We start from the raw sequence: 23,307 nt of genomic DNA, 5'->3' as shown, positions 1-23,307 counted from the left end.
GGCCAGATCCGCTCATTCGGCGGCCATTCTTTTGGGCCGCTCGGTGGTGTGGCCCACCGACAGCGAGCCGTGGGGCGTGTGACAGATGGATCCCGTCGAAGGGGTGTGTCCTGTCCGAATCCGTCAACGACCTCAATTTCATCCGTGAATGCCTGCGTCTGGCGGCGGATTTCACGCAACTTGCGCGCGATGCCGTCGATCCGGACCTGCAGGCGCATTGCCTGCGGATGGCCGCCTTCTGGACCGATCGGGCCGCCGGAAATCCCGGCGCGGAATCGGACGATCCGAGTCAGTGAAATCGCCGGATGCGTGATGAGCGAGCAGGGCCGTTGTTGCGGCGCGGCGGGGGAGCCTTGCGTGCGGGAGCTCGTGAGCAATTTTGCTCAGACTTGCCGGTCGAGAGCGCCCAAGAAACGGGGGCGACGGCGCGGACAGCCGCCTCTGCGCCGTGGCCTCCGTCCCTCATCGTGGCTTATCAGTTTTGGAATGATCAAGGCGCAAACCGATCGCGATCTGCGGAGCAATCAGCTGCTCGATGCCCTGGCGCCGGACAGCCGCGGCCGGATCGAGCCGCACCTCGAGCCGGTTGATTTCAAGCTCGGCGCCGTGGTCTGCGAGGCGGGCGGCCATCTCCGGCATGCCTATTTCCCGAGAGGATCGGTGTTGTCGCTGTTGACCGTGCTGGAGAACGGCGACGCCATCGAGACGGCCAATATCGGTCGCGAGGGCGCCTTCGGCCTCTTCGCCGCCATGTACAGCCGGGCCTCCTTCAACCGCTGCATCGTTCAACTCGAAGGGCATACCGTCCGGTGTCCGATCGAGCTGCTGCAGCACGAGTTCGATTCCAGCGAACATGTGCGCAATCTTCTCGTCAGCTACTCGGAGACGCTGCTGTCCCAGGTTCAGCAGACGGTGGCCTGCAATGCGATGCATTCGACGGAAGAGCGCATCTGCCGATGGCTGCTGATGATGCACGACCGGGCCGAAGGGGCGGTGCTTCCGTATACGCACGAGTTCCTGTCGCAGATTCTCGGGGCCAATCGCAAGTCGGTGACGCTTGCCGCGCAATCCATGCAGGCGGCCGGCCTGATCAGCTATCGTCGCGGCACCATCCAGGTGCTCAACCGGCCCGGCCTCGAGAAAGCCTCGTGCGAATGCTACGCCATCGTCAAGCAGCGGTTCGATGCGTTTCTCCAGCCGCCTACGACGGCGGTGCGCAGTCAGCTGCAGTGATATGATGGTGGCAATGATGTGATGGTGGCGTGGATCGAGCCGAGCAGGGCGGCCCCAGCTCGATCTCGCGATGCCCGGTCACAAGCTCTTCAGCGGACCTTTGCCTCCGACCGACTTGTCGCCTGCGATATGCGGCTGATCGTGCAGGACGACGTTCAGCAGGGAGCTGTTGATCTCGAGGTGGCCGTTGTAGTCGATGAAGCCCAGCTTGCGGAACTTGTTCATGAAGTGACTGACGCGCGAGCGGGTGGTGCCGATCATGTCGGCCAGCATCTCCTGGCTGACCTTCGCGATGACCCGCTGCGGCTTGCCGTCATTGCCGAAATTGGCCAGCAGCAGTAGCGCCCGCGCAAGGCGCTTTTCGCTCGAATTGAACAGCTGATCGATGAGATCGGCCTCGACGCGGATCGTGCGGGCGAGAATGTGCGAAACGAAGATCTCGGAGAACGCCGGCTGCTCACGCAGGGCGCTCAGCGCGGCCGATTTGGTGATCCGCAGGATTTCGCTGTCCGTGATGGCCGACGCCGCCGACAGCCGATGAGACTGGCCGGCCAGGCAGCCTTCGCCGAAAAAGTCGTCCTGCCCGAGCAGCGCGATGACCGCCTCCTTGCCCTGCTCGGAATGGACGACGATCTTGACCGTGCCGGTGATGATATAGAACAGCACATCGGCGGGGCCGCCCTGGGAAAAGATCTGCTGGTCCTTTCGGTATTTCCCGATCGTCCGGCCTGGGCCTTCGGTCTTGAGGAACACCGCCGGATCGAAAGCCTGCTTCCTTGGCGGCGGCTTTGCGGCCGTCTGCGGCTTTACGATGGGTCGCTTCGCCATGTGTTCTCCCGGGTGAAACGCGAGTGCTGGATACTTCGAAGCCGGATCTCGGCATCACGGTTGGGCAGGCGCTAACACAGCATAGCGCCTTTCGCGGACGCTTGACAGCGCGGCGTCTATTTCAACGGGACACGCACAGCCGCTTCGTGTTCCAGTAACGCAGCGGAGCGAGAATTAGTTAATTCATGTTATCAAGCATTAGCATCGCACCGCTCATGCAGCGCGAACAGGCCCAGGGCCTCGCGGACGTCACGCAAGGTCGCATCGGTGACGGTGCGCGCCAGTTGGGTGCCGCGCCTGACGATCTCGAGAACGTGGCCGGGATCACGCGCAAACGCCGCCCGCCGGTCGCGGATCGGCGCGACCACGGCCTGCAGCACGTCATCAAGTCGCTGCTTCACGACGCTGTCGCCGAGGCCGCCGCGGACGTAGCGCGCCTTCAGGTCCGCGACCGCCGCAGGATCGTCGTCGAACGCGTCGAGATAGGTGAAGACGACATTGCCTTCGACGCGGCCCGGATCGGCGGCCCTGACGTGGCCGGGATCGGTGAACATGCGGCGGACGGCATCGCGAATCTGGTCCGCGGTGGCGGAGAGCGGAATCGTGTTGCCCTGTGATTTGCTCATCTTGGCCTTGCCGTCCACGCCAGGCAGGCGTCCGACGCTCGGGATCAGTGCGCGTGCCTCGGGGAGCACTTCCGTGCCCGCCTGGCGGTTGATGCGGCGGACGATCTCGTTGGTCTGCTCGATCAGCGGCGCCTGGTCGTCTCCGACCGGCACGATGGTCGCCTTGAAGGCGGTGATGTCGGCGGCCTGCGCAACGGGATAGCACAGGAAGCCGGCCGGAATATCGCGGCCGAAGCCGCGCGCCTGGATCTCGTCCTTGATGGTCGGGTTGCGCTCGAGCCGCGCCACCGTGACGAAGTTCATGTAGAGCAGCGTGAGATCGGCCAGCGCCGGCAGGTGCGATTGCAGGCAGATGGTCGTCATCTCCGGATCGATGCCGACGGCGAGATAGTTGGTCGCGATCTCCAGGACGTTCCGGCTCACCTTGGCCGGATCGTGGGCGTGGTCCGTGAGCGCCTGGGCATCGGCCAGCAGCAGGAATTGCCGATGCGTCGATTGCAGCGCGATGCGGTTTTGCAGCGAGCCGACATAGTGGCCGAGGTGCAGCGGGCCGGTGGTTCTGTCGCCGGTCAGGATGACGGGACGTTCTGGCATTGAGAGTGGCATCGTGGTTCTCCAGGAGTGAGAACCGCCGCTCGATCGAACTCTTCGATGCTGTTGATGACAAGAACCGCGTCGCAGGCCGATGAACGGCGGCGACGGGCGAATGAATGACGAGGCCGTGCCGCTCCTAGATGGAGCGCCACCACGTGTTCGCGTGCAAGGTCCCAGTCTTGATCATGCGACCGATATGGCCGAAACCGCCGATGAATGCAACCCGCTCAGGCACGCTGCGCAGAGCGCGGCCTCAGGCCAGTTCAGCCATTCCGCCTATTCGAGATCAATCGCATGATACTGGCCGGTCTTGTCGAGCTGCGTGCCCCAGACCTTGTGCAGCGCCTGGTGGTCGGAGGGGCCGAAGCTCACCTTCGATCCGACGCCCAGCTCGTAATTCTGCATCGATTCGAGGACATCGACCAGCGTTTCCGTGTCCACCGCGGGACCGGCGCGGCGCAGCCCTTCGATCAGGATGTTGGCCGTGAGATAGGCTTCCAGGGACGAGTAATCCGCCGGCTCTCCCGGAAAATATCTGTCGAGCGCCTTCTTGTAGTTCAGGGTGACGGACGCGTAGCCGTCGACCGCCGGCGTGACCTGGGTGCAGATGACGCCGTCCGCATAGCGCGGGCCGAGCACCATCAGCTCACTGGCGAGGCCGGTGCTGCCGACGCCGGAGATCGTCGCGTAGGTCATGTCCGGATAGAGATCGCGGGTCTTCTCGATGAACTTGGCCGCGGCGCGAAAGGTGGCGACCAGCACCACCGCCTTGATCGCATGCTTCTGCCGGCGCAGTTGCGCGATGGCCTCGTCGACATTGACGGTGTTGCGGCTGTAGCTCATGCGGAAGGCGTCGCCCGCGCCGCCGCGCAGCCCGTGCATCGCCCTGCTGACGCCCTCCCACCCCGCGTCGCCATAGGCATCCTGCTGGGTGAGAACTCCGATCTCCTGCGGACGCAGCTTGCGGATCTTGACGAGATAGTTCACGAGCGCATGGGCTTCCTCGGCGTAGCCGGCGCGGTAGTTGAAGACGTAGCGGTCCGGCGGATCGCGGCGAAGCGAAGGAGCCCCGGTGAAGGCGCCGAAATACAGCGCATGATGCTCGAGCGCGTACGGCACCGAGATCAGGGCCGTCGGACTGCCGTAGTTCTCGACGAATCCGAACACCTTGTGCTGCTCGTAAAGCTCCTTCATCGCGTTCAGCGTCCGCGTCGGCTCATAGGCATCGTCGGCCGTGTAGAGCTTGAGCTGCCGGCCATGCACACCGCCTTCCTCGTTGACCTGAGCGAATGCGAGGTCGATGCCGAGCTTGAGTTGACGGCCCATCTCCCTGGCCGGCCCTGAAAACGGCGCCGCCATTCCGAAGCTGATTTCGGTATCGGTCACGCCCTGGACCGGGGCGCGCGTGCTGGTCGGCTGCGCCGACGCGGCATTGGCCACTCGCGTGTCGAACTTCGGCACACGGTCGTCCTCCCTCAGCGGCACGTTCTGGTCCGGCGCGACCGCCGGAGCGGCGCTCGCGAGCGCTCCGGTCCGGAGAGTATCCTGGACTGGCGCAACGGTCTGCGCGGCTTGGACCGGCGGCGATGGGACTGTTGCCGTCGTTATCGCCGCCGCGCTGCTCTTGGCGGAGAGCGCAGCGGTCCACCGCGTCGGAAGTCTCGTCGCTGCAAAGCCGGCCACGCCCGCGGCAACAGCCACGAGCCCCATCACGCTCAACGCGCCGAGGAGACGCCGTTCCCGTGGCGGCGGAGGAACCTCCTGCACGCCGTAACGGGACGCGAATTCAGCAGGGGTAGGCCGATCGTGCTCGTCGCGCCACGGTTGTTCATACAGCGGACGCCGGCCGTCGTCGTAGCCGGACGGGAATGGCGGATCGCGGTCGTCATTGGGCGCACGCAGATGTCTCACGATTTTCCCCTTGGCTCGCGCGTCATGGACTCGTTGGAGTTTTTTCTGGATCGCGCGGCATACGCTGCAGGTTCTGCCGGCCGGATGAGCGTGGCCATGCGCCGAGATCTGCACATGTCACACGAACTAACACTCGTCGTCGAGCGTCGGTGGAACGGCAGTTCCAGACATGTTGTCTGGAACAAGTCCGAACGTCGGCATGATACTGCGAAGCAATGGGGCGGTTGTTTGTTCTCGCCGTCAATTCCAGCTGAACAAGGAGGGAGCCGCGCCGCCATGGCAGCAAATTGGCTCTGACAGCAAGCAGGAGAGAAGTGCCGTGAAGCAGTCGGACTGGTTGTTGGCATCAGCATCCGATGACGCTGCGCCCGACGCCGAGCTCCGCGTCACCGGCCGGTCGTCTCCTCCGCCACCAGTCCCGTCACCATCGCCTTCACCATGGTCGCGATCTGCGCGCGCAAGGCCGCGAGCGGCACAGCGATCAGCTTCTGCTCCAAGCCGAGCGCGACCATGCCGTGGACGGCCGAGAACAGGCTGCGCGCGGTGACGCTGATGTCGTCGAAAGAGCGCCGTGGAAACAACGCCGCCAGTGGCTGGTGGATGTGACGGAACAGGTGCATCTGGTCGGCGATCGCCCAGTCGGGCAGCGGCTTCTCGGGCGGCATGCGGTGCTCGAACAGCGCGCGCCAGAGCTCGAGATTGTGGGCGGCGAAGTCGCAATAGGCGATCGCGATGCGCACCAGCGCAGCCTCGGGGCCGGGAGGGCCCGCGCTCTCGGCTGCGGACAGGTCGGCGTCGAGCCGCGCCAAGGTGCGTGATCCGACCATCAGCACCAGTTCGTCGACGTCGGCGACGAGATTGTAGACCGCGCCATTGGCGACGCCGATCTCCTGGGCGAGATCGCGCGTCTTCAGACCCGCGAGACCCCGCGTCCGGATCATCCGCTCGGCGGCCTCGATCAAGGCTTCGCGCTGTTTCGCACGTCTTTCCAGTGTCTTGGACATTGTTAACCAAAATATTGAGCGATGCTCAAAATAATTCTTGAGCGCCGCTCATGATTGCGCTAGAAGAAACGTCATGAGCGATGCTCATAACAGGGAGTTCACAATGTTCAAGACCGTTCTCACGCTGTTTCGGGGCACCGTGGCCGTCGCGGAGGAGGAGCTGCAGGACCGGACCGCGCTGGTGATCCTGGATCAGCAGCTGCGTGACGCCGCCGCCGCCGTCGATCGCAGCAAGCGCGCGCTGGCGCTGGCCATTGCGCAGGACCAGCAGGAGGGCAAGCGGCTCGAGGCGACCTTGGCGCGGATCACCGATCTCGAGGTGCGCGCCACCGCAGCGCTCGACGGCGGCCGCGAGGATCTGGCCCGCGAGGCGGCGCAGGCGATCGCCGGCCTCGAGGCCGAGCGTGACGCGGCGCGGACGGCGCGGGCGCTGTTCGCGACCGAGATCACCAGGCTGAAGAAACATGTCGCCAACGCCGAGGCGCGCATTGCCGAGCTCGATCGCGGCCGGCGGATTGCGCGCGCCTCCGAGGCCGTGCGCAATCTGCGCCGCGGCGGCATCGAGGCGGCGCGTCCTTACGAGTGCACGCTGCCCGAGGCCGAAGCGACGCTGAAACGGCTGCGGGAGCGGCAGATCGAGGCGCAGGCCGCCGACGAGGCGCTCATGGAGCTCGATGCCGCGACGGGGCCGATCACCACGGCCGAGAAGCTCGCCGAGCAGGGCTTTGGCCCACGCATCAAGACCACTGCCGACGACGTGCTGGCGCGGCTGAAGGCCGGCCGCGCCGCACCGGCGAACTGATTTTCGTCACGACCGATCGAACGCATCAACAACCACGTCATCATAGGAGCCGACCATGAACCAGAACACCCAGCCGCACAGCAGCGCCTTCATCACCTTCTCCTACGCCTCGTTCGCCGCCTCCGCCTTCCTCGTCGCTCTCGGCGTCTTCTTCATGCCGATCGATCTCTGGATGAAGGGCTATCTGACGATGGGCATCGTCATGCTGGTGCAGACCTGCGTCACCCTCACCAAGACGCTGCGCGACCGCCACGAGAGCGGCAAGCTCGTCAACCGCATCGAGGACGCTCGCGCCGAGCGCCTGCTGATGGAGGTTTCGAAGGCAGCTTAGGGCGGCCGCAGTCGTCTCGCTCTCTTCGCCTCTCCCCGCTCTTGTCCACCGTAGCTCGACGAGCGAAGGCGGATGCGGGGAGAGGCCGGATTGCATCGAAGATGCAATCGGGGCGAGGGGAAGTTTGCGGGGCAAGCTCCGACTTCGGCGAGACAGCGCCGGCAGGCGGTGGGCGCGAAGGCGTCCGCCGCTCACGTCGTTCAACCTGCATTTACCCTCGCTCACGCTCCGTCCCGCGTCGTTATCGTGAATTAACAGCACCAGGGCATAAGGCGGCGAGGGCGGCCGCGATCCCGGCTGCGCCGCTTCTGATCACGCCGTGCTAGGTTGAGGCATGAACATCGTCGCAGCAGTGGGGCGTATCCGACGCAGCATCGGCTTCTGGCTGACCGCGCTCGGCCAGGAGGCGATGGACCTGTCGCTACGCACCCATGCGGAGTTGCGCACGCGCATCGTCGAGAGCCCGGGCACGACCCTGGACGATGCGGCGCTGGCGGCGCTCGTGGCCGATCTCCGCACCATTGCCGGCAAGACGCTGCCCGCCGGCGAGCTCACCTACGGCATCTTCTCCGGAGCGCGCGAGCCGCTCGCGCGCGCCATCATCACCGTGGTGTCGGAGGAGGCGGGCGGCCGGCCGATCGCCTTCAATGCGCTTGCGGTGATGCAGGTCGAGCGCGATGGCGACAGCCAGCAGGTGATCCATCTCGGATTGGTCATGGTCGATCCGGAAGCGCGTGGCAAAGGCCTGTCCGGCGTGCTCTACGGCCTCACGACGCTGCTGCTGTTCGTCCGCGACGGGCTGCGGCCGAAATGGATCTCCAACGTCACGCAGGTGCCGGCGGTGGCCGGCATGGTCTGCGAGACCTTTTCCGACGTCTATCCGTCGCCGCTGCCGCAGGCCCGACAGAGCTTTGCGCATCTTCAACTCGCGCGCGGCATCATGCGGGCGCATCGCGCGGTGTTCGGCGTCGGCGGCGAAGCCGGGTTCGACGAACAGCGCTTCGTCATCACCAACGCCTATACCGGCGGCTCGGATGCGCTGAAGAAGACGTATGACGATGCGCCGAAACATCGCGACGCCGTCTACAACGGCTTCTGCGCGCGCGAGCTGGACTACACCAGGGGCGACGACCTGCTGCAGCTCGGGCGCATCGATCTCGCTGCCGCCCGGCGCTATCTGCTGCGCGAGATCCCCTCCGGCTCGCTGCCGGCGCTGCTGGCGACCTCGGCCGTGCTGGCGCTGCAGCGGATGATCCTGCCGCTGGCGCATTGGCTCGACGACACCAGGACGTTCGGCACGCTGCGTCCGCGCCTGCCGACCGGCGAGCCCACGCCATGACGGCCGGCATCGTTGCCGACTCCGTCGTCAATCTCTGCGGCGCGATCGGTCTCGCGGTTGCCGCGGCGATGCTGCACCGGCGCGATTCCCATGGACCGCTGACGGCGCGGCTCGTCGCTCTGCTCGCGCTGGTCGCCTCGCTGTTCCTGTTGCGCGGCATCGCATGGTGGATGGACAGTGCTTTTCTCGACCGCATCTCGCTGATTCCGGCGGCGCTGATCCCGCTCGGCGCGCTGGTGGTGACGGAAGGTCTGCTGCGCCGACACGCGCATCGCGCGCTCAAGGCGATCGCGCTGGCCGGCGGCGTGGTGCTCGCGCTCGCCGGCGCGCTCGGTCCGGTCGAGTTCGAAAGCCACCACACGGTCGTGCTGTCAGCCTTTCAGCTCGCAGGCTTTGCGACCTGCGCCTGGCTGCTGCTTCGCCGCGACCGCGCGAGCCTGCTGGCCTGGGAGAACCGCGCCATCGATCGCGTCGCCTCCGGCGCCATCATGGTCATCCCCTTCATCATCACCGATTTCCGCGTGCTGGCGCCGAGCATGCCGGTGCGGCTCGGTGCATTGGGCGCGCTGCTGGCGGTGACCGCGATCCTGATCGCCGGCGCCAGCGCGGAGACGCAGCGTCAGGGCGGGCTGCTGACATTGTTGCGGATCCTCGGCGCCGCCCTGCTCGGCGCTGCCGCGGCCGCGCTGTCGCCGGACGTCGATGCGGCGCAACTGATGCGTTTCTGCGCGGTCGCGGTGGCCGGCGTGCTCACGATCGGGCTGATCGGCGATGCCTTGCGCGCGATGCTGCAAGCCCGCGAGCCGGGCGTGCTCGACTCGATCGGGGCGTCGATCGCGGCGACGCGCGACGAACTGATCGCCGAGCTCACGCGCCAGCCGGTCTTCGAAAGCGCACGCCGCTGTCGCGAGGTTGAGCTGACCGCCTATGATCCGCCGCTCCTGCGCGACTTTCTCGCGTCAAGCCGCGTGCTGCGCCGGGCCGATGCGCCGTGGCGGCGGGCGGCCACCGACCCCGCCGTCGAGCGCATGGTGGCGCTGATGGATGCGCGGCATGCGACGCATGTGATCGTGCTGTCGCACCAGCCGGTCGACCTCATCGTGCTCGCGGTCTCCGTGATCTCGGCCGATCCGGCCACGGAAACCGCGCTCGCGCTCGTCAGGCGCCTGCTGGTGCAGGCGCCCGAGCGACAGGTGATCACGCCCACATGTGATGATGCTGATGCTGTGACATCTCCATCATCGGCCCCTCCATCATCGGACCGTCCATGACCAGGGTTGGCGGAGCGGCGCTGGCCTGTGCTGCCGGCGCGGCGCTGGGAAGCATGATCACGTTCGAGGCGGGCGCGCTGGTGACCGCGGCCAGCAGCGCGGCGGCGTCGGCACTGTTGCCGCCGCCGGTGGTCGCCAGCACCTGGCCGATCGTGGTGCCGTCGACATTGTAGGCGCCGCCATTGACCGGGATGTTGTTGCCGCCGACATCGGCTGCGTTCTGGTGCATCTGGTCGGCGGCCGCGGCGACCAGCGCCTTGTTGCCGGCCTGGAAACCCTCCAGGATCTTGGCGATCTCGGCGCCGAGCGTGCTCTGGTCGCCGAGCAGCTCGTTGTCGAAGCGGGCCTGGAAGATGCCGCCCTGCGCCGCGTCGAAATCGGTGACGTCCTTCTTGAAGGTCATCAGGTCGGCGGTGACCTGCGCCATCGCGGCGGCGTCGCCGGAATTGACGGCCGCGATCGCAGCCTTGCCGAGCGCGTTCGACTGGGCGATGAACATGGCCCAGAAATCGGTCTGTGCCTGGTTGTCCTGATAGGCCGGCGTCGGGTTGAGGAAGCCGCCGAAGCCGCTCCAGCCGTTCAGGCCGTTCTGCTGCGCCATGTTGGCGAGATTGGTGTCGCCGGCGACGATGTCGATGATGTCGAGGAAGTCGTCGTTCAGCGCGCGGCCGATGTCGACATTGCCGGCCGCGCCGTTGATGTGGGTGTTGACGAGCGCGAGCTGGTCGATGATGGCGAGCGCGTGCACGCCGGTCAGGCCTCCGAACTGCAGCGGATTGGCGGCGACCAGCGCATTGAGGCCGGCGATCAGCGCGTCGACATCGTCCTGGATGACGTCGACGTTGCTTTCGTTCACGCCGCCGATCAGCCGGTTGGCGGCGTCGTTGAAGATCAGGCCGAGCTCGGCCAGCGTGCCCTTGGCGGCGGTTGCGGCCGTCACGCCTTCGGGCAGCAGCGCCGGCGCCTGCAGGAAGCCGGTGACGCCGTCGGCGTTGGTCGCATTGCCCGCAAGGTTCGGATCGTTGTTGACGACGTTGAGGATGTCGAGGTGCGCGTTGCGCAGCGCGGTCTCCGCGGCGGCGATGCTGCCGAACGCGCCGCCGCCGGTCACCGAAGCCATCGCGGCATCCTGCGCGACCGTGATGTCGGCGAGGATCTTGTTGATGTTGGTGAGCGTCTGCCCGGTGAACTGGCCGGCGGCAACCATCGCCTTCAGACCATCCTGAATCACGGTGAGATCGCCGGTGTAGTTGTAGACGCTGCCAAGCCCCTGGCCGCCTTCCTCGACCACGTTGCGCCACAGCCCGCCTTCGAGAAAGCGCGTCGCGTCGTTGAAGACGACGCCGAGATCGGCAAAGCCGAGCGCGGGCGTCGGCGGCGTGGGTGTGGGCGGCGTCGGAGGCATCGGAGGCATCGGCGCAGGAGCCGGCTGGCAGTGATGATCGTGATGATGATGGTGGTGGTGGTGGTCGCTGTGATGATGGTGACCGTGGTGACTGTCGTGATGGTGACGGTGATGGCGCGACATGTCCGACGTACTCCCCAAAGCTGCGCACCACTGCGGATGAGCCGAAGCAATGCGGCGCGGCTGACGCGGGTGCGGATGATGAGGGCCATCTGCTGCCTGCTTCGTGGCTGCTTCGCGCAGGGATTGTGGAATGCGTCTGCGTCAGATTGTCGTGCGGCGTACGGGTGGTGCTCCCGCAGAGCTGCGACATCTCACCGCTTGACGGTCGAGGCGCGCTTCGGGAGCCGGCTCTCAGCGACGATGTCGCGCCCGCGGCAAATCAGTGAGTTGCAAGAGCGTTCGACCGTAGCGATTCGGTCGATGGTAGACGTTCCGAGCGCACGCGGACCGCCTTGCGACGATCCGACGCGTCCGGGAACTTGTGATGAGACCGGGAGCAGCTACGCGCCGCCGCTCCGATGTGGCCGGATCATGGCGATTTCTTTACGAACGCGGCGAATGCGTCGGCGTAGTCGGCATGCCAGCGCGACAGCGGCGGCCGGTTCTCGACGATGTCGCCGGCCGCCCACAGGATGCGCCGCTCGTCCAGCGCGCGCGGCACGTCGTTGTCAGGGCACAGCACGTAGAAGTCGCCGGCCGCGACGCGCTCCAGCATGAAGTCGACCGTCTGCTCCGGCGTCCAGGCGGCGGCCGGCTTCTCGACGCGGCCATTCGCCGTCAGCGGCGTGAACACGAAGCCCGGAATGAACAGATGCGCCGTCACCTGGCAGCCGGGCGTGTTGCGCAGCTCGTGCTGCAGCGCCTCGGTGAACGCCTTCACGCCGGCCTTCGAGACGTTGTAGGCGGGATCGCCGGGCGGCGTGGTGATGCCCTGCTTGGAGCCGGTATTGATGATCAGCGCCGGCTTGCTCTGCGCGATCATGTTGGCTGCGAACACCTGCGCGCCGTGGATGATGCCCCACAGATTGACGTCGAGGATGCGCTGCCAATTGTCGTCGGCAAGCATCTTGCTGCCCGGCTGGATGCCGGCATTGTTCATCAGCACGTCGATCGCGCCGAAGCGCTGCCGCACCGCCGTTTCGAGCGCGACCACGCTGTCCCGGTGGCTCACATCGACCGTGGCGGTCATGACCGCAGCCTCGCCACGCTTGGCCGCAGCCGCAAGCCTGGCGGCGGCGTCGCGCAGCCGGGCCTCGTCGACATCGGCGATGCAGACGTTCATGCCGCGCTCTGCGAAGCGCGTGGCGGCGGCGAGCCCGATGCCGGAGGCGCCTCCGGTGACGACGGCGGTGTGGTCGGCGGACAAGGCAGGGTGAGACACGGCAGGTTCTCCGGCATGACGACGAGATGCTGGTGTATGACGTCTTGGCGCGGCCGCAAGATCATCCGGCTGACGGCAAGACGGTTTTTTGCGGCTGCAACGCGAGGCGCATCAGTCCGGTCGCGGATGCATCGCGTCGGCTGGAACCGGCTTACGACGCGGCCCTGGCCCCGCGGGTCTTCCTTGGCTTCTCGATGTCGCTGCGCAGCGCGGCGAGATCCTTCCTCACGGCGTCAGCTGCGTCACGCTCGATGCGCCGGTAACGTTCGACCAACTGCGTGCCGAACGCCGTCAGCGCCGCGCCACCGCCATTGCGGCCGCCGGTCTGGCGCGCCACCGCCGGCTGCCGGCACACCCGGTTGATCTCGTCGACGAGGTCCCAGGCCCGCTTGTAGGACATGTCCATCGCGCGCCCGGCCGCAGAGATCGAGCCGTGTCGCGCGATGTTCTCCAGCAGCGCGATCTTGCCCGGCCCGATCCGGCCGCCGTCATCGAGATCGATGCGCAGGCTGAGCGAGGGCAGGGCGTTCGCTTTCGGCATGGAGGGTCTGCTCGTACTGACGTGGGGCGGACATTGCCACCATCATGTTTTGCGAACAAGATGATCCAAATCGACAATCGCAACGACATCTGGGGACGAAATGCTGCCTGCGCTGTTTTCACCACTCACGATCGGTCCTTATCGCCTCAAGCACCGCGTCGTGATGGCGCCGTTGACCCGCATGCGCGCCGCAAGGGAGACGCTCGCGCCGCGGCCGCTCAACGTCGAGTATTATGCGCAGCGCGCGACGCCGGGCGGCCTGATCATCGCCGAGGCCTCGCCGGTGCTGCCGACCGGCACCGGCAGCCCGAACGTGCCGGGCATCTACAGCGCGGTGCAGATCGCCGGCTGGAAGCAGGTCGTCGACGCCGTGCATGCCAAGGGCGGATTCATCTTCCTGCAGCTCTGGCACGTCGGCCGCGTCTCGCACTCCTCGTTCCAGCCCGGCGGCGTGCTGCCGGTGGCGCCGTCGGCGATCGCGATCGGCGACGATCTCAAGGCGATGACGGCGGAGGGCAAAGGCGCAGCTTACGAGACGCCGCGTGCGCTCGACACCGACGAGATCCCCGCGCTTGTCGCCGCCTATGGCCAAGCCGCGCGCAATGCGATGGCCGCCGGCTTCGACGGCGTCGAGGTGCACGGTGCGAACGGTTACCTGATCGAGCAGTTCCTGCAGACCCGCAGCAACCAGCGCACCGACCGCTACGGCGGCGCAATCGCGAACCGCTGCCGCTTCCTGCTCGAGGTGACCGAGGCCGTGATCGCCGCCTGCGGCGCCGACAAGGTCGGCGTGCGGCTGTCGCCCTATGGCATCGCCAATGGCTCCGGCGAGGCCGAGCCGATGCCGCTCTATACCTACGCGATCGAGGCGCTCAACAAGCTCGGCATCGCCTATCTGCATCTGATCGAGCCGCGCTCCTCCGGCGCCGGCCGCGCCGACGTCAACTGGCAGAACGTGCCGTCGGCCATCGCTCTGTTCCGGCCGGTGTGGAAGGGCGTCCTGATCGGCGCCGGCGGCTTCACGGGCGAGCCGGCCGACGCCGCGATCCGGGCCGGCCTCGCCGACGCCATCGCCTTCGGCCGCACCTTCATCTCCAACCCGGACCTGCCCGCCCGGCTGCAGCACGGCTGGCCGCTGACGCCCTATCACCGCCCGACCTTCTACGGCGGCGAGGAGAAGGGCTACACGGACTATCCGGTGTATCAGGAGATGGCGAAGGTGTAGTCCGCGCTCTCTCCACCGTCATTGCGAGGAGCGCAGCGACGAAGCAATCCAGAGTCGCGTACGCCGCCCTGGATTGCTTCGCTTCGCTCGCAATGACGGAGAGAGAGCTCGCCCGCATACTGAGGCCGCGTTGCTCGGAGGAAACCTGAATGAAGAACCGCATCACCGGACGCTCGGCCTTCCTCACGCTGCTCAAGGACGAGGGCATCACTCATCTGTTCGGCAATCCCGGCACCACCGAATTACCGATCATGCATGCGCTGAAGGATCATCCCGATCTCACCTACGTCATGGCGATGCAGGAGAGCCTGGTGGTGGCGATCGCCGACGGCTTCAGTCGCGCCTCGGGACGCCTCGTCGCCTGCAACGTCCACGTCGCGCCGGGTCTCGGCAACGCCATGGGCGCGCTCTACAATGCGCAGTTCACCGGGACGCCGATGATCCTCACCGCCGGCCAGCAGGAGCAGGGCCACGGCCTGATGGAGCCATTGCTCTACGGCCCGCTGGTGCGGATGGCCGAGCCGCTGGTGAAATGGGCGGTCGAGGCGACGAGGCTGGAGGACCTGCCGCGCATCATCAGGCGCGCCGCCAAGGTGGCGACCACGCCGCCGACCGGTCCCGTCTTCATCTCGCTGCCCGGCGATATCCTCAATGCCGAAGCCGGCATCGAGCTCGGCCGTTCCACCCGGGTCGATGCGCGCGTGTTGCCGGCCGCGGACGCTTTGCAGGGGCTGGCGCAGCGCATTCTCAAGGCGCAGCGGCCGGTGGTCATCACCGGCGACGAGGTCGTCAAGAGCGATGCGCTGCGGGAGGCGGCCGAGTTCGCGTCGGCGATCGGCGCTCCCGTGCATCAGCAGTCCGCGCCCTATGGCGCGCATTTTCTGTCCGAGCATCCCTGCTACATCGGCTCATTGTCGCGCGCGCAGCAGCAGGTCCGCGACCTGCTCGCGCCACACGATCTTCTCATCGTGCTCGGCGCCGATCCCTTGCGGATGTCCGTGCACAGCGAGATCGAGCCGCTGCCCGAGGGCTTGCCGATCGTGCAGATCGGCCTCGTCGATTGGGAGCTGGGAAAGAATTTCGGTGCCGAGATCGCGCTGAAGGCCGACGTTCGCGAGACGCTGCTTCAGCTCACGCCGCTCTTGCGCGAGCTCGGCGGCGCGGCCCTGCAGGCGCGTGCGCAGGAGCGCGTGGCCGAATTGTCCTCGAAGAACTGGAGCGCGCGGCGGCGCAAGCTGGCCGCGCAGATCGAAGCGGCGCGCGAGCGGACGCCGATCGATCCGGACTACCTGGCGCTGCAGGTCGCCGAGGCCATGCCGGAGCACGGCATCATGGTCGACGAGGGCCTGACCTCGGCGCGCTACATGACGGCGCTGTGGCCGTATCGCGACCGCTACAACTATCACGCGCTCGCCTCGGGGGGCATCGGCTGGGGCCTGCCGGCCTCGGTCGGCGTCAGCCTCGCCAATCCCGATCGCCCCGTGGTCTGCTACTCCGGTGACGGCAGCGCGATGTATTCGATCCAGGCGCTGTGGACCGCGGCGCATCACAAGCTGCCGCTGTCGGTCGTCATCGTCAACAATGGCGGCTACCGCATCATCAAGCAGCGGCTGCTGTCGTTCCACGGTGACGACAACTATATCGGCATGGATTTTGTCGATCCGCAGGTGGATTTTGCGGGATTGGCCAAGTCGCTCGGCTGTGAGTCGCTGCGTGTCAGTGATCCGCGCGAGCTGAAGTCGGTGTTATCGGAGGCCTTCCGGCGGCCGGGCGCGAAGCTGATCGAGGTGATGGTGAGCAACGCGGTGAACTGAGCAGGCGTCAAGCTCAGAGGGGCGGTCCATCCACGACCACAGTCGTCATTCCGGGGCACGCGGGTCTACGACCCGCGTGAGCCCGGAATCCATAGCCACAGGCGGATGTTGTGACGCGAACTGGTCATGACCATCCGTTTCTCCTCACAATAGCTTGTGGTTATGGATTCCGGGCTCATCCGAGTTGCAGGGCGGCTGCGCCACCCCGCACTCGGATGCCCCGGAATGACGACTTCATGAGCAGCCGCTAAAGAAATCGCTTTACGAATACCCGAAGATATGCTTTATTTCCGAAATCCCGCCTCATACGGAGGGGCGCATCGCGATCGTCACGACACGCGAGGTGGGGGCGACGGCTGTCGGCATGCCGCAGCGTGGGGAAGCCCGCGCCGACGAACGGCATCTGGCGGACGCAAAGGCGTGTGGTCCTAGCACCCCGACGCTGGTGCCAAGTCGCGGGTGATGATCCCGCCGATGACGGTGGCTATCAAGCCGGACACCGGGGAGAGCACGCTATACACGTGAAAACCGTCGCGCGGGGAATGCCGGATGCTCGGCTGAACCTGTGGTGACTGCCGCCTGCTTTTCTTTCTGCAGGCGGGCCATGGGTGAGGCCTTCACCCGGCATTCCCCGCGCCCTCCGTCTTTCGAGGGTGTTCACGCCAATAGCTCGGGTGCGCGACCGCACCGCGAGAACGAGAGCGCGTAGGTCGGGACAATGCAGCCGGTCGGGGCAGGTCCCGGGCATGCAGTTCCAAAATCCGAGACGCGTGCGCTTGCCCACTGAATTCAAACCCAGCCCCTTCCGCTCGTCGCGCGATCCCGATATGACGCCGCCTTCGTTGTGACTGGAAAAGCGCCATGACCAGGATTGATGCAATCGCCCGTGCCCGTCAGAGCCTGACGAGCGGTGACTTCTTGGTCGAGCTCGGCCGCCGGGTCGCCTATCGCACCGAGAGCCTCAATCCCGAGCGCAAGGACGACCTCGCGGCGTATCTGACCAACGAGCTGACGCCGTCCTTTGCTGCGCTCGGCTTTTCCTCCGAGATCGTGCCCTCGCCGAGCGGCAAGTCGCCGTTCCTGATCGCGACCTACCACGAGAGCGACAGCGCCCCGACGATGCTCAGCTATGGCCACGGCGACACCGTCGACGGCATGGCCGGCGAATGGCGCGACGGCCGCGATCCCTGGGCGGTGACGCCAGCGGGCAATCGTCTCTATGGCCGCGGCACCGCCGACAACAAGGGCCAGCACAGCATCAACATGGCGGCGCTGCGCGCGGTGCGCGAGGCCCGCGGCGGCAAGCTCGGCTTCAATGCCAAGTTCATCATGGAGATGGGCGAGGAGATCGGCTCGCCCGATCTCGCCAGGGTGGCCGATCTGCATCGCGACGCCTTGAAGGCCGACGTCTTCATCGGCTCGGACGGCCCGCGGCTATCGACCGCACGCCCCACCATCTTTCTCGGCTGCCGTGGCGGCATCCGGTTGCATCTCGACGTCAACCTGCGCGAGGGCGGCAACCATTCCGGCAATTGGGGCGGCGTGCTCGCCAATCCCGCGACCATCCTTGCCAATGCCATTTCCACGCTGGTCGACGGCCATGGCCGTATCAAGCTCGATACCTTGAAGCCGCCGCGCCTCACCAATGCCATCCGCGCCATCCTCGCCGACGTGAAGGTGGAGCCGACCGCCGACGAGCCGGCGCTGTCGGACCATTGGGGCGAGGAGGGGCTGACGCCGGCGGAGCGGCTCTATGCCTGGAATACGCTCGAGGTGCTCGCGATCTCCTCCGGCAATATCGACAAGCCGGCGAATGCGATCCCCGGCCGCGCCCGCGCCGTGCTGCAGCTGCGCTTCGTGGTCGGCACCAAGGTCGACAGCATCGTGGAGGACGTGAGGAGCCATCTCGTCGCGCACGGCTTCCCGATGGTCGAGGTCAGCATGACGCAAGGCTTCGCGGCCTCGCGCGCCGACATCGACAGCCCCTGGATCAAATGGGCCGCGGAGTCCATCAAGATGAGCACCGGCAAGGCGCCCGCGGTGCTGCCGAACTTCGGCGGCTCGCTGCCCAATGACGTGTTTGCCGACGTGTTGAAGATGCCGACCATGTGGGTGCCGCATTCCTACCCGGGCTGCTCGCAGCACGCGCCGGATGAGCACATCCTGCTGGATGTCACGGACGAGGCGCTCGGCCTGATGGCCGGGCTGTTCTGGGATCTTGGTGAATTGCGGAAGCCGCTGTGAGCCGAGAAGGAGGCATGAGCACACATCGCCTGGCGTCTGGTGAGGAGCGCGCGCCGGCCAGGAAGACGGAAGGTGGGCGCGGCGCGTCTCGAACCATGAGGTCCGTGTGCCGTGCGGTTGCATTGCCGCGTGCGGGAACCCGCCTGCAACTTTCGTCTGGTCGCGGGGCCTGCGAGCCCCTCGTAGTTTACCATCCCAACGTTCGGCGCTGCCGTTTCAGCCCGGACGTCTTGTCGAAGGGGACGCGGGACAGGCAATTTGTCGCAATCGTCCGAGGACGTCCCGCCGCGGGGCGGTCTATGGTGCCCGCGCTCGTCCGGCCGGAGATCGTCCGGGGGCGGGGGCCATTTTGAGTTCGCTGTGGTTTATGCAAGCATCCGGCGATCAGCCGGATTGAGGAGATCAGTTATGAAGCAGCTTCGCCTATTCGGTCTTGCCGTCGCCGCCGCGCTCTGCGCCGGCCAGGTGCAGGCCGAGGACCTGACGGGGACCCTGAAGAACATCAAGGAGACCGGCACCATTACGCTCGGCGTCCGCGACTCCTCGATCCCGTTCTCCTATCTCGACGACAATCAGAAGCCGATCGGCTTTGCCATCGACATCTGCATGGGCATCGTCGATGCCGTGAAGAAGGAGCTCAAGCTCGACAAGCTCGATGTGAAGCTCAACCCGGTGACGTCGTCGACCCGCATCCCGCTGCTCGCCAACGGCACCATCGATCTGGAATGCGGCTCGACCACCAACAATGCCGAGCGCCAGAAGCAGATCTCCTTCACCAACACCCACTTCCTGACGGCGAGCCGCTACGTCTCGAAGAAGGCGAGCAAGATCAACTCGATCGACGATCTGAAGGGGAAATCGGTCGTGTCGACCGCCGGCACCACCAACATCAAGCAGTTGACCGAGGCCAATGCCGCGCGCAACCTCGGCATCAACATTATTCCGGCCAAGGATCATGCCGAGGCCTTCCTGATGGTGGAGACCGATCGCGCCGTCGCCTTCGTGATGGACGACATTCTTCTGGCGAGCCTCGTCGCCGGCTCCAAGGATCCGGCCGCCTATGTCGTCTCCAAGGACGCGTTCTCGAAGCCCGAGCCCTACGGCATCATGCTGCGCAAGGACGATCCGCAGTTCAAGAAGGTGGTCGATGCGGCGACCGCCAAGATCTACACCAGCGGCGAGGGCGCCAAGCTGTATGACAAATGGTTCATGCAGAAGATCCCGCCGAAGGGCCTGAACCTCAACACCCCGCTGTCGGCCGAACTGAAGGCCGAGTTCGCCAAGCCGTCGGACTCGCCGGATCCGGATTCGTACAAGCCGTAACGTGAGGCCGCAGCTCTCGCGCCGAATTCGATGCGCCCCCCTCCCCCTTGCGGGGAGGGGTCGGGGGTGGGGGTCTCAGGAAAGACTGCCCGTGTGGACCCCCCACCCCGACCCTCCCCCGCAAGGGGGGAGGGAGCGCAGCGAGTTTTTGGCAAAGACTGTGTAATGCGACTTGCGAGCTAATTCCCTCTCAGGATGTCCCCGTGAACTACACCTGGAACTGGCACATCTTCCTGGAGCCGAACCCGACCGGGGCCGGCACCTATTTCGACATGCTGCTGGCGGGGCTGAAGGTCACCATCGTGACCTCGCTGTCGGCCTGGGTGATCGCGCTGATCTGCGGCACGATCGTCGGCATCCTGCGCAGCTTGCCGTCCAAGCTGGCGACCTGGATCGCCTTCGCCTATGTCGAGTTCTTCCGCAACATGCCGCTTTTGGTGCAGCTGTTCCTGTGGTTCTTCGTGCTGCCGGAGCTGTTGCCGCCCACGATCGGCCTGTGGCTGAAGCAGATGCCCAATGCGCCATTCTATACGGCGGCCATCGGCATCGGCCTGTTCATGTCGGCGCGTGTCGCCGTGCAATTGGCGGCCGGCATCGGCTCGCTGCCGCGCGGCCAGAAGCTGGCGGCGACCGCGCTCGGCCTCACCACCTTGCAGGCCTACCGCTACGTGCTGCTGCCGATGGCTTTCCGCATCATCCTGCCGCCGCTGACGTCCGAATTTCTCAACACGGTCAAGAACAGCGCCGTCGCAATCACGATCGGTCTGATCGAACTGACGGGCGCTGCGCGCGCCATGCAGGAATTCTCGTTCCAGGTGTTCGAGGCCTTCAGCGCCGCCACCTTGATGTATCTCGTCATCAACGTCATCGTCGTGATCGGCATGCGGCTCCTGGAGCGCGCGGTGGCGGTCCCTGGCTACATCACGGGCAAATGAGATGCTGGCCAATTTCGATTTCGACGTCATCCGCCGCTCGCTGAGCTATCTTTTCATCGACGGCATGACCTTCACGCTGACCTTGACGGCGCTGTCGGCGACGGGCGGTCTTGTGTTCGGCACCCTGATCGCGCTGATGCGGCTGTCCGGCTATCGGGTGATGGGCTTTATCGCCGGGCTCTATGTCGACTTCATGCGCTCGCTGCCGCTGGTTCTGGTGATCTTCTGGTTCTACTTCTTGGTGCCCTATATCGGGCAGTGGATCACCGGCTCGTCGCGGCCGATCAAGGTCGGCGCGTTCGCGTCCTCCCTGATCACCTTCATCCTGTTCGAGGCGGCCTATTTCTCCGAGATCATGCGCGCCGGCATCCAGTCGATCTCGCGCGGCCAGCCGGCCGCGGCCTCGGCGCTCGGCCTGACCTATGCGCAGACCATGCGCTACGTCGTGTTGCCGCAGGCGTTCCGCAACATGCTGCCGGTGCTGCTGACCCAGACCATCGTGCTGTTCCAGGACACGTCGCTGGTCTACGTGCTCTCGATTCCGGACTTCCTCGGCGCTGCTTCGAAAGTCGCCCAGCGCGACGGCCGCCTGGTCGAGATGTACCTGTTCGCGGCCCTGGTCTACTTCACCATCTCCTGTGTCGCGTCCTACGGCGTCCGCCGCCTGCAGTCGCGCATCTCCATCATCAGATAGTCGGCTCCCATGATCGAAATCAGCCACGTCAACAAATGGTACAGCCCGAGCTTCCAGGTGCTGAAGGACTGCACGACCTCGGTCGCCAAGGGCGAGGTGGTGGTGGTCTGCGGCCCCTCCGGCTCCGGCAAGTCGACCCTGATCAAATGCGTCAACGCGCTGGAGCCGTTCCAAGACGGCGTGATCACGATCGACGGCCTCAAGGTCAATGATTCCAAGACCAACCTGCCGAAGCTGCGCTCGCGGGTCGGCATGGTGTTCCAGCACTTCGAGCTGTTTCCGCATCTCAAGATCATCGACAACCTCTGCCTCGCCCAGCAGAAGGTGCTGGGTCGTGGCCATGAGGAAGCGACCGCGAAGGGCATGAAGCTCCTGGATCGCGTCGGTCTCAAGGAGCAGGCGCAGAAGTTTCCGGCGCAGCTCTCCGGCGGCCAGCAGCAGCGCGTGGCGATCGCACGTGCGCTCGCCATGGATCCGATCGCGATGCTGTTCGACGAGCCGACTTCGGCGCTCGATCCGGAGATGATCAGCGAGGTGCTCGATGTCATGGTTGATCTCGCCCGCGAGGGCATGACCATGATGGTCGTGACCCACGAGATGGGCTTCGCCAGGAAGGTCGCCCACCGCGTCATCTTCATGGACCGCGGCGAGATCGTCGAGGACGCCAAGAAGGAGGAGTTCTTCGGCCAGCCGCGCAGCGAGCGCGCGCAGCAGTTCCTGTCGAAAATCCTGTCGCATTAGTCCGGTGAGTAATTCCGGGGCGCCCGCAGGGCGAACCCGGAATCTCGAGATTCCGGGTTCGATGCTGCGCATCGCCCCCGAATGACGGCGAGAGTAACAATTGGTGTACGCAGATGGCTTTGCGTGCGCAGATGAGAATGGAGACACATCCTTGGACCCGATCGCTTACGTCAACGGCGCCTTCGTGCCCCTGTCCGAGGCCAAGGTCTCGGTCCTCGATCGCGGCTTCCTGTTTGCCGACGGCATCTACGAAGTGGCGGCGGTGCTCGATGGCAAGCTGGTCGACAGTGCCCCGCATCTTGCCCGCCTGGAGCGCTCGGTCGGCGAGATCGGGCTGGCGCTGCCGGAGAGCGTGGCGCGGATCGAGGAGTTGCAGAAGGAGCTGGTCGCACGCAACCGGCTCGACCAGGGTATGGTCTATCTGCAGGTGACGCGCGGCGCCGACAAGGGCCGCGACTTCCCGTTTCCCAAGGGCGACGTCAAGCCGACCTTGGTGATGTTCGTCACCGCCAAGGACATCATCAATGCGCCCTCGGCGAAGACGGGAATTGGCGTCATCACCGTGCCCGACATCCGCTGGGCGCGCCGCGACATCAAGAGCGTGGCGCTGCTGGCGCAGGTGCTCGCGAAGCAGGCGGCCGCCGCGGCCGGGGCCGGCGAGGCGTGGATGGTCGAGGACGGTCATGTCACCGAGGGCGGCTCGTCCTCGGCCTTCATCCTGACCAAGGACGACGTCATCGTGACGCGGCCGAACTCGAACGCGATCCTGCCGGGCTGCACCCGCAAGGCCGTGGTGAAGCTCGCCGAGGAGCGCCAGCTCAAGGTCGAGGAGCGGCTGTTCACGGTGGAGGAGGCGCTCGCGGCGAAGGAAGCCTTCATCACCAGCGCGAGCTCGTTCGTGCAGCCGGTGGTCACGATCGACGGCAAGCCCGTCGGCGACGGCAAGCCGGGACCGGTGGCGGCGCGGCTGCGCGAGATCTATGTCGATTTTGCGCGCGCCACGGCGGTGTAGTTGGAGGAGACGATAGAGCAGGTGCAGCATCGAAACCCGTTTGCATTGTC

At 65.9% G+C, this 23,307-nt stretch carries 20 protein-coding genes; 13 read left to right on the top strand and 7 right to left on the bottom strand.

The window, feature by feature from the left end:
• Positions 1-312: 312 nt before the first annotated feature.
• On the top strand, positions 313-1,233 hold the full coding sequence (locus ACQR03_RS25555; RefSeq protein WP_316201652.1) for a Crp/Fnr family transcriptional regulator: 921 nt from the start codon (positions 313-315) through the stop codon (positions 1,231-1,233).
• Positions 1,234-1,311: 78 nt separating this feature from the next.
• On the opposite strand, the gene ACQR03_RS25550 is transcribed toward ACQR03_RS25555, so the two are convergent.
• From ACQR03_RS25550 to ACQR03_RS25535, 4 genes are all read right to left on the bottom strand, one after another.
• Positions 1,312-2,061 (bottom strand): Crp/Fnr family transcriptional regulator, encoded by a 750-nt coding sequence (locus ACQR03_RS25550; RefSeq protein WP_315810740.1) that lies wholly within the window; start codon positions 2,059-2,061, stop codon positions 1,312-1,314.
• Between the two features lie 191 nt (positions 2,062-2,252).
• Positions 2,253-3,293: a tryptophan--tRNA ligase gene (trpS, locus tag ACQR03_RS25545; RefSeq protein WP_316201655.1), complete on the bottom strand. Its 1,041-nt coding sequence runs from the start codon at positions 3,291-3,293 to the stop codon at positions 2,253-2,255.
• A gap of 264 nt (positions 3,294-3,557) precedes the next feature.
• On the bottom strand, positions 3,558-5,192 hold the full coding sequence (locus tag ACQR03_RS25540; protein ID WP_434841663.1) for an ABC transporter substrate-binding protein: 1,635 nt from the start codon (positions 5,190-5,192) through the stop codon (positions 3,558-3,560).
• 386 nt (positions 5,193-5,578) lie between these two features.
• The gene (locus tag ACQR03_RS25535) at positions 5,579-6,196 is read right to left on the bottom strand and encodes a TetR/AcrR family transcriptional regulator (RefSeq protein ID WP_315716620.1); all 618 of its coding nucleotides are present in this window, start codon (positions 6,194-6,196) and stop codon (positions 5,579-5,581) included.
• A 103-nt stretch (positions 6,197-6,299) separates the two neighbouring features.
• Here ACQR03_RS25535 and ACQR03_RS25530 point away from each other — a divergent pair, with 103 nt between their 5' ends.
• The 4 genes from ACQR03_RS25530 to ACQR03_RS25515 all read left to right on the top strand — a co-directional run bounded on the left by ACQR03_RS25530 (position 6,300) and on the right by ACQR03_RS25515 (position 9,939).
• Positions 6,300-6,998, top strand: a complete 699-nt coding sequence (locus tag ACQR03_RS25530) for a PspA/IM30 family protein (protein WP_316184235.1) — start codon at positions 6,300-6,302, stop codon at positions 6,996-6,998.
• Positions 6,999-7,053: 55 nt separating this feature from the next.
• Positions 7,054-7,329, top strand: a complete 276-nt coding sequence (locus ACQR03_RS25525) for a YiaA/YiaB family inner membrane protein (RefSeq protein WP_315716622.1) — start codon at positions 7,054-7,056, stop codon at positions 7,327-7,329.
• Positions 7,330-7,663: 334 nt separating this feature from the next.
• The gene (locus tag ACQR03_RS25520; protein ID WP_315825420.1) at positions 7,664-8,668 is read left to right on the top strand and encodes a hypothetical protein; all 1,005 of its coding nucleotides are present in this window, start codon (positions 7,664-7,666) and stop codon (positions 8,666-8,668) included.
• Positions 8,665-9,939 carry a hypothetical protein gene (locus ACQR03_RS25515; RefSeq protein ID WP_315825419.1) on the top strand — a complete coding sequence of 425 codons (1,275 nt, stop codon included), beginning with the start codon at positions 8,665-8,667 and terminating at the stop codon, positions 9,937-9,939. The genes ACQR03_RS25520 and ACQR03_RS25515 overlap by 4 nt, the downstream gene beginning before the upstream one ends.
• On the opposite strand, the gene ACQR03_RS25510 is transcribed toward ACQR03_RS25515, so the two are convergent.
• From ACQR03_RS25510 to ACQR03_RS25500, 3 genes are all read right to left on the bottom strand, one after another.
• Complete coding sequence (locus ACQR03_RS25510) at positions 9,866-11,344, bottom strand: hypothetical protein (protein WP_316184231.1); 1,479 nt, start codon at positions 11,342-11,344, stop codon at positions 9,866-9,868. The two genes, ACQR03_RS25515 and ACQR03_RS25510, sit on opposite strands and share 74 nt — an antisense overlap.
• Before the next feature lie 532 nt (positions 11,345-11,876).
• A complete protein-coding gene (locus ACQR03_RS25505) occupies positions 11,877-12,728 on the bottom strand; it encodes an SDR family NAD(P)-dependent oxidoreductase (protein ID WP_316171333.1) in 852 nt (283 codons plus the stop codon).
• Between the two features lie 151 nt (positions 12,729-12,879).
• On the bottom strand, positions 12,880-13,269 hold the full coding sequence (locus tag ACQR03_RS25500; RefSeq protein WP_316171334.1) for a winged helix-turn-helix domain-containing protein: 390 nt from the start codon (positions 13,267-13,269) through the stop codon (positions 12,880-12,882).
• 100 nt (positions 13,270-13,369) lie between these two features.
• Between ACQR03_RS25500 and ACQR03_RS25495 the strand changes: the two genes are divergently transcribed.
• From ACQR03_RS25495 to ACQR03_RS25460, 8 genes are all read left to right on the top strand, one after another.
• Positions 13,370-14,494, top strand: a complete 1,125-nt coding sequence (locus ACQR03_RS25495) for an alkene reductase (protein ID WP_316171335.1) — start codon at positions 13,370-13,372, stop codon at positions 14,492-14,494.
• 149 nt (positions 14,495-14,643) lie between these two features.
• Complete coding sequence (locus ACQR03_RS25490; RefSeq protein ID WP_316193614.1) at positions 14,644-16,308, top strand: thiamine pyrophosphate-binding protein; 1,665 nt, start codon at positions 14,644-14,646, stop codon at positions 16,306-16,308.
• A gap of 861 nt (positions 16,309-17,169) precedes the next feature.
• Positions 17,170-18,552 carry a M20 family metallopeptidase gene (locus tag ACQR03_RS25485; protein WP_316193616.1) on the top strand — a complete coding sequence of 461 codons (1,383 nt, stop codon included), beginning with the start codon at positions 17,170-17,172 and terminating at the stop codon, positions 18,550-18,552.
• Between the two features lie 408 nt (positions 18,553-18,960).
• Positions 18,961-19,875 carry an amino acid ABC transporter substrate-binding protein gene (locus ACQR03_RS25480; protein WP_315753374.1) on the top strand — a complete coding sequence of 305 codons (915 nt, stop codon included), beginning with the start codon at positions 18,961-18,963 and terminating at the stop codon, positions 19,873-19,875.
• 203 nt (positions 19,876-20,078) lie between these two features.
• Positions 20,079-20,810 (top strand): amino acid ABC transporter permease, encoded by a 732-nt coding sequence (locus ACQR03_RS25475; protein WP_434841664.1) that lies wholly within the window; start codon positions 20,079-20,081, stop codon positions 20,808-20,810.
• A 1-nt stretch (position 20,811) separates the two neighbouring features.
• Entirely contained in the window at positions 20,812-21,504 is a 693-nt protein-coding gene (locus ACQR03_RS25470) for an amino acid ABC transporter permease (RefSeq protein WP_315736525.1), read from the top strand.
• A 9-nt stretch (positions 21,505-21,513) separates the two neighbouring features.
• Complete coding sequence (locus ACQR03_RS25465) at positions 21,514-22,245, top strand: amino acid ABC transporter ATP-binding protein (RefSeq protein ID WP_315753377.1); 732 nt, start codon at positions 21,514-21,516, stop codon at positions 22,243-22,245.
• A gap of 151 nt (positions 22,246-22,396) precedes the next feature.
• A complete protein-coding gene (locus ACQR03_RS25460; RefSeq protein ID WP_315753379.1) occupies positions 22,397-23,257 on the top strand; it encodes a D-amino-acid transaminase in 861 nt (286 codons plus the stop codon).
• Positions 23,258-23,307 lie beyond the last annotated feature (50 nt).

The organism is Bradyrhizobium sp. HKCCYLS3070, assembly GCF_051167575.1.
Taxonomy (GTDB): domain Bacteria; phylum Pseudomonadota; class Alphaproteobacteria; order Rhizobiales; family Xanthobacteraceae; genus Bradyrhizobium.
This window is presented reverse-complemented; position numbering and strand designations above follow the sequence as displayed.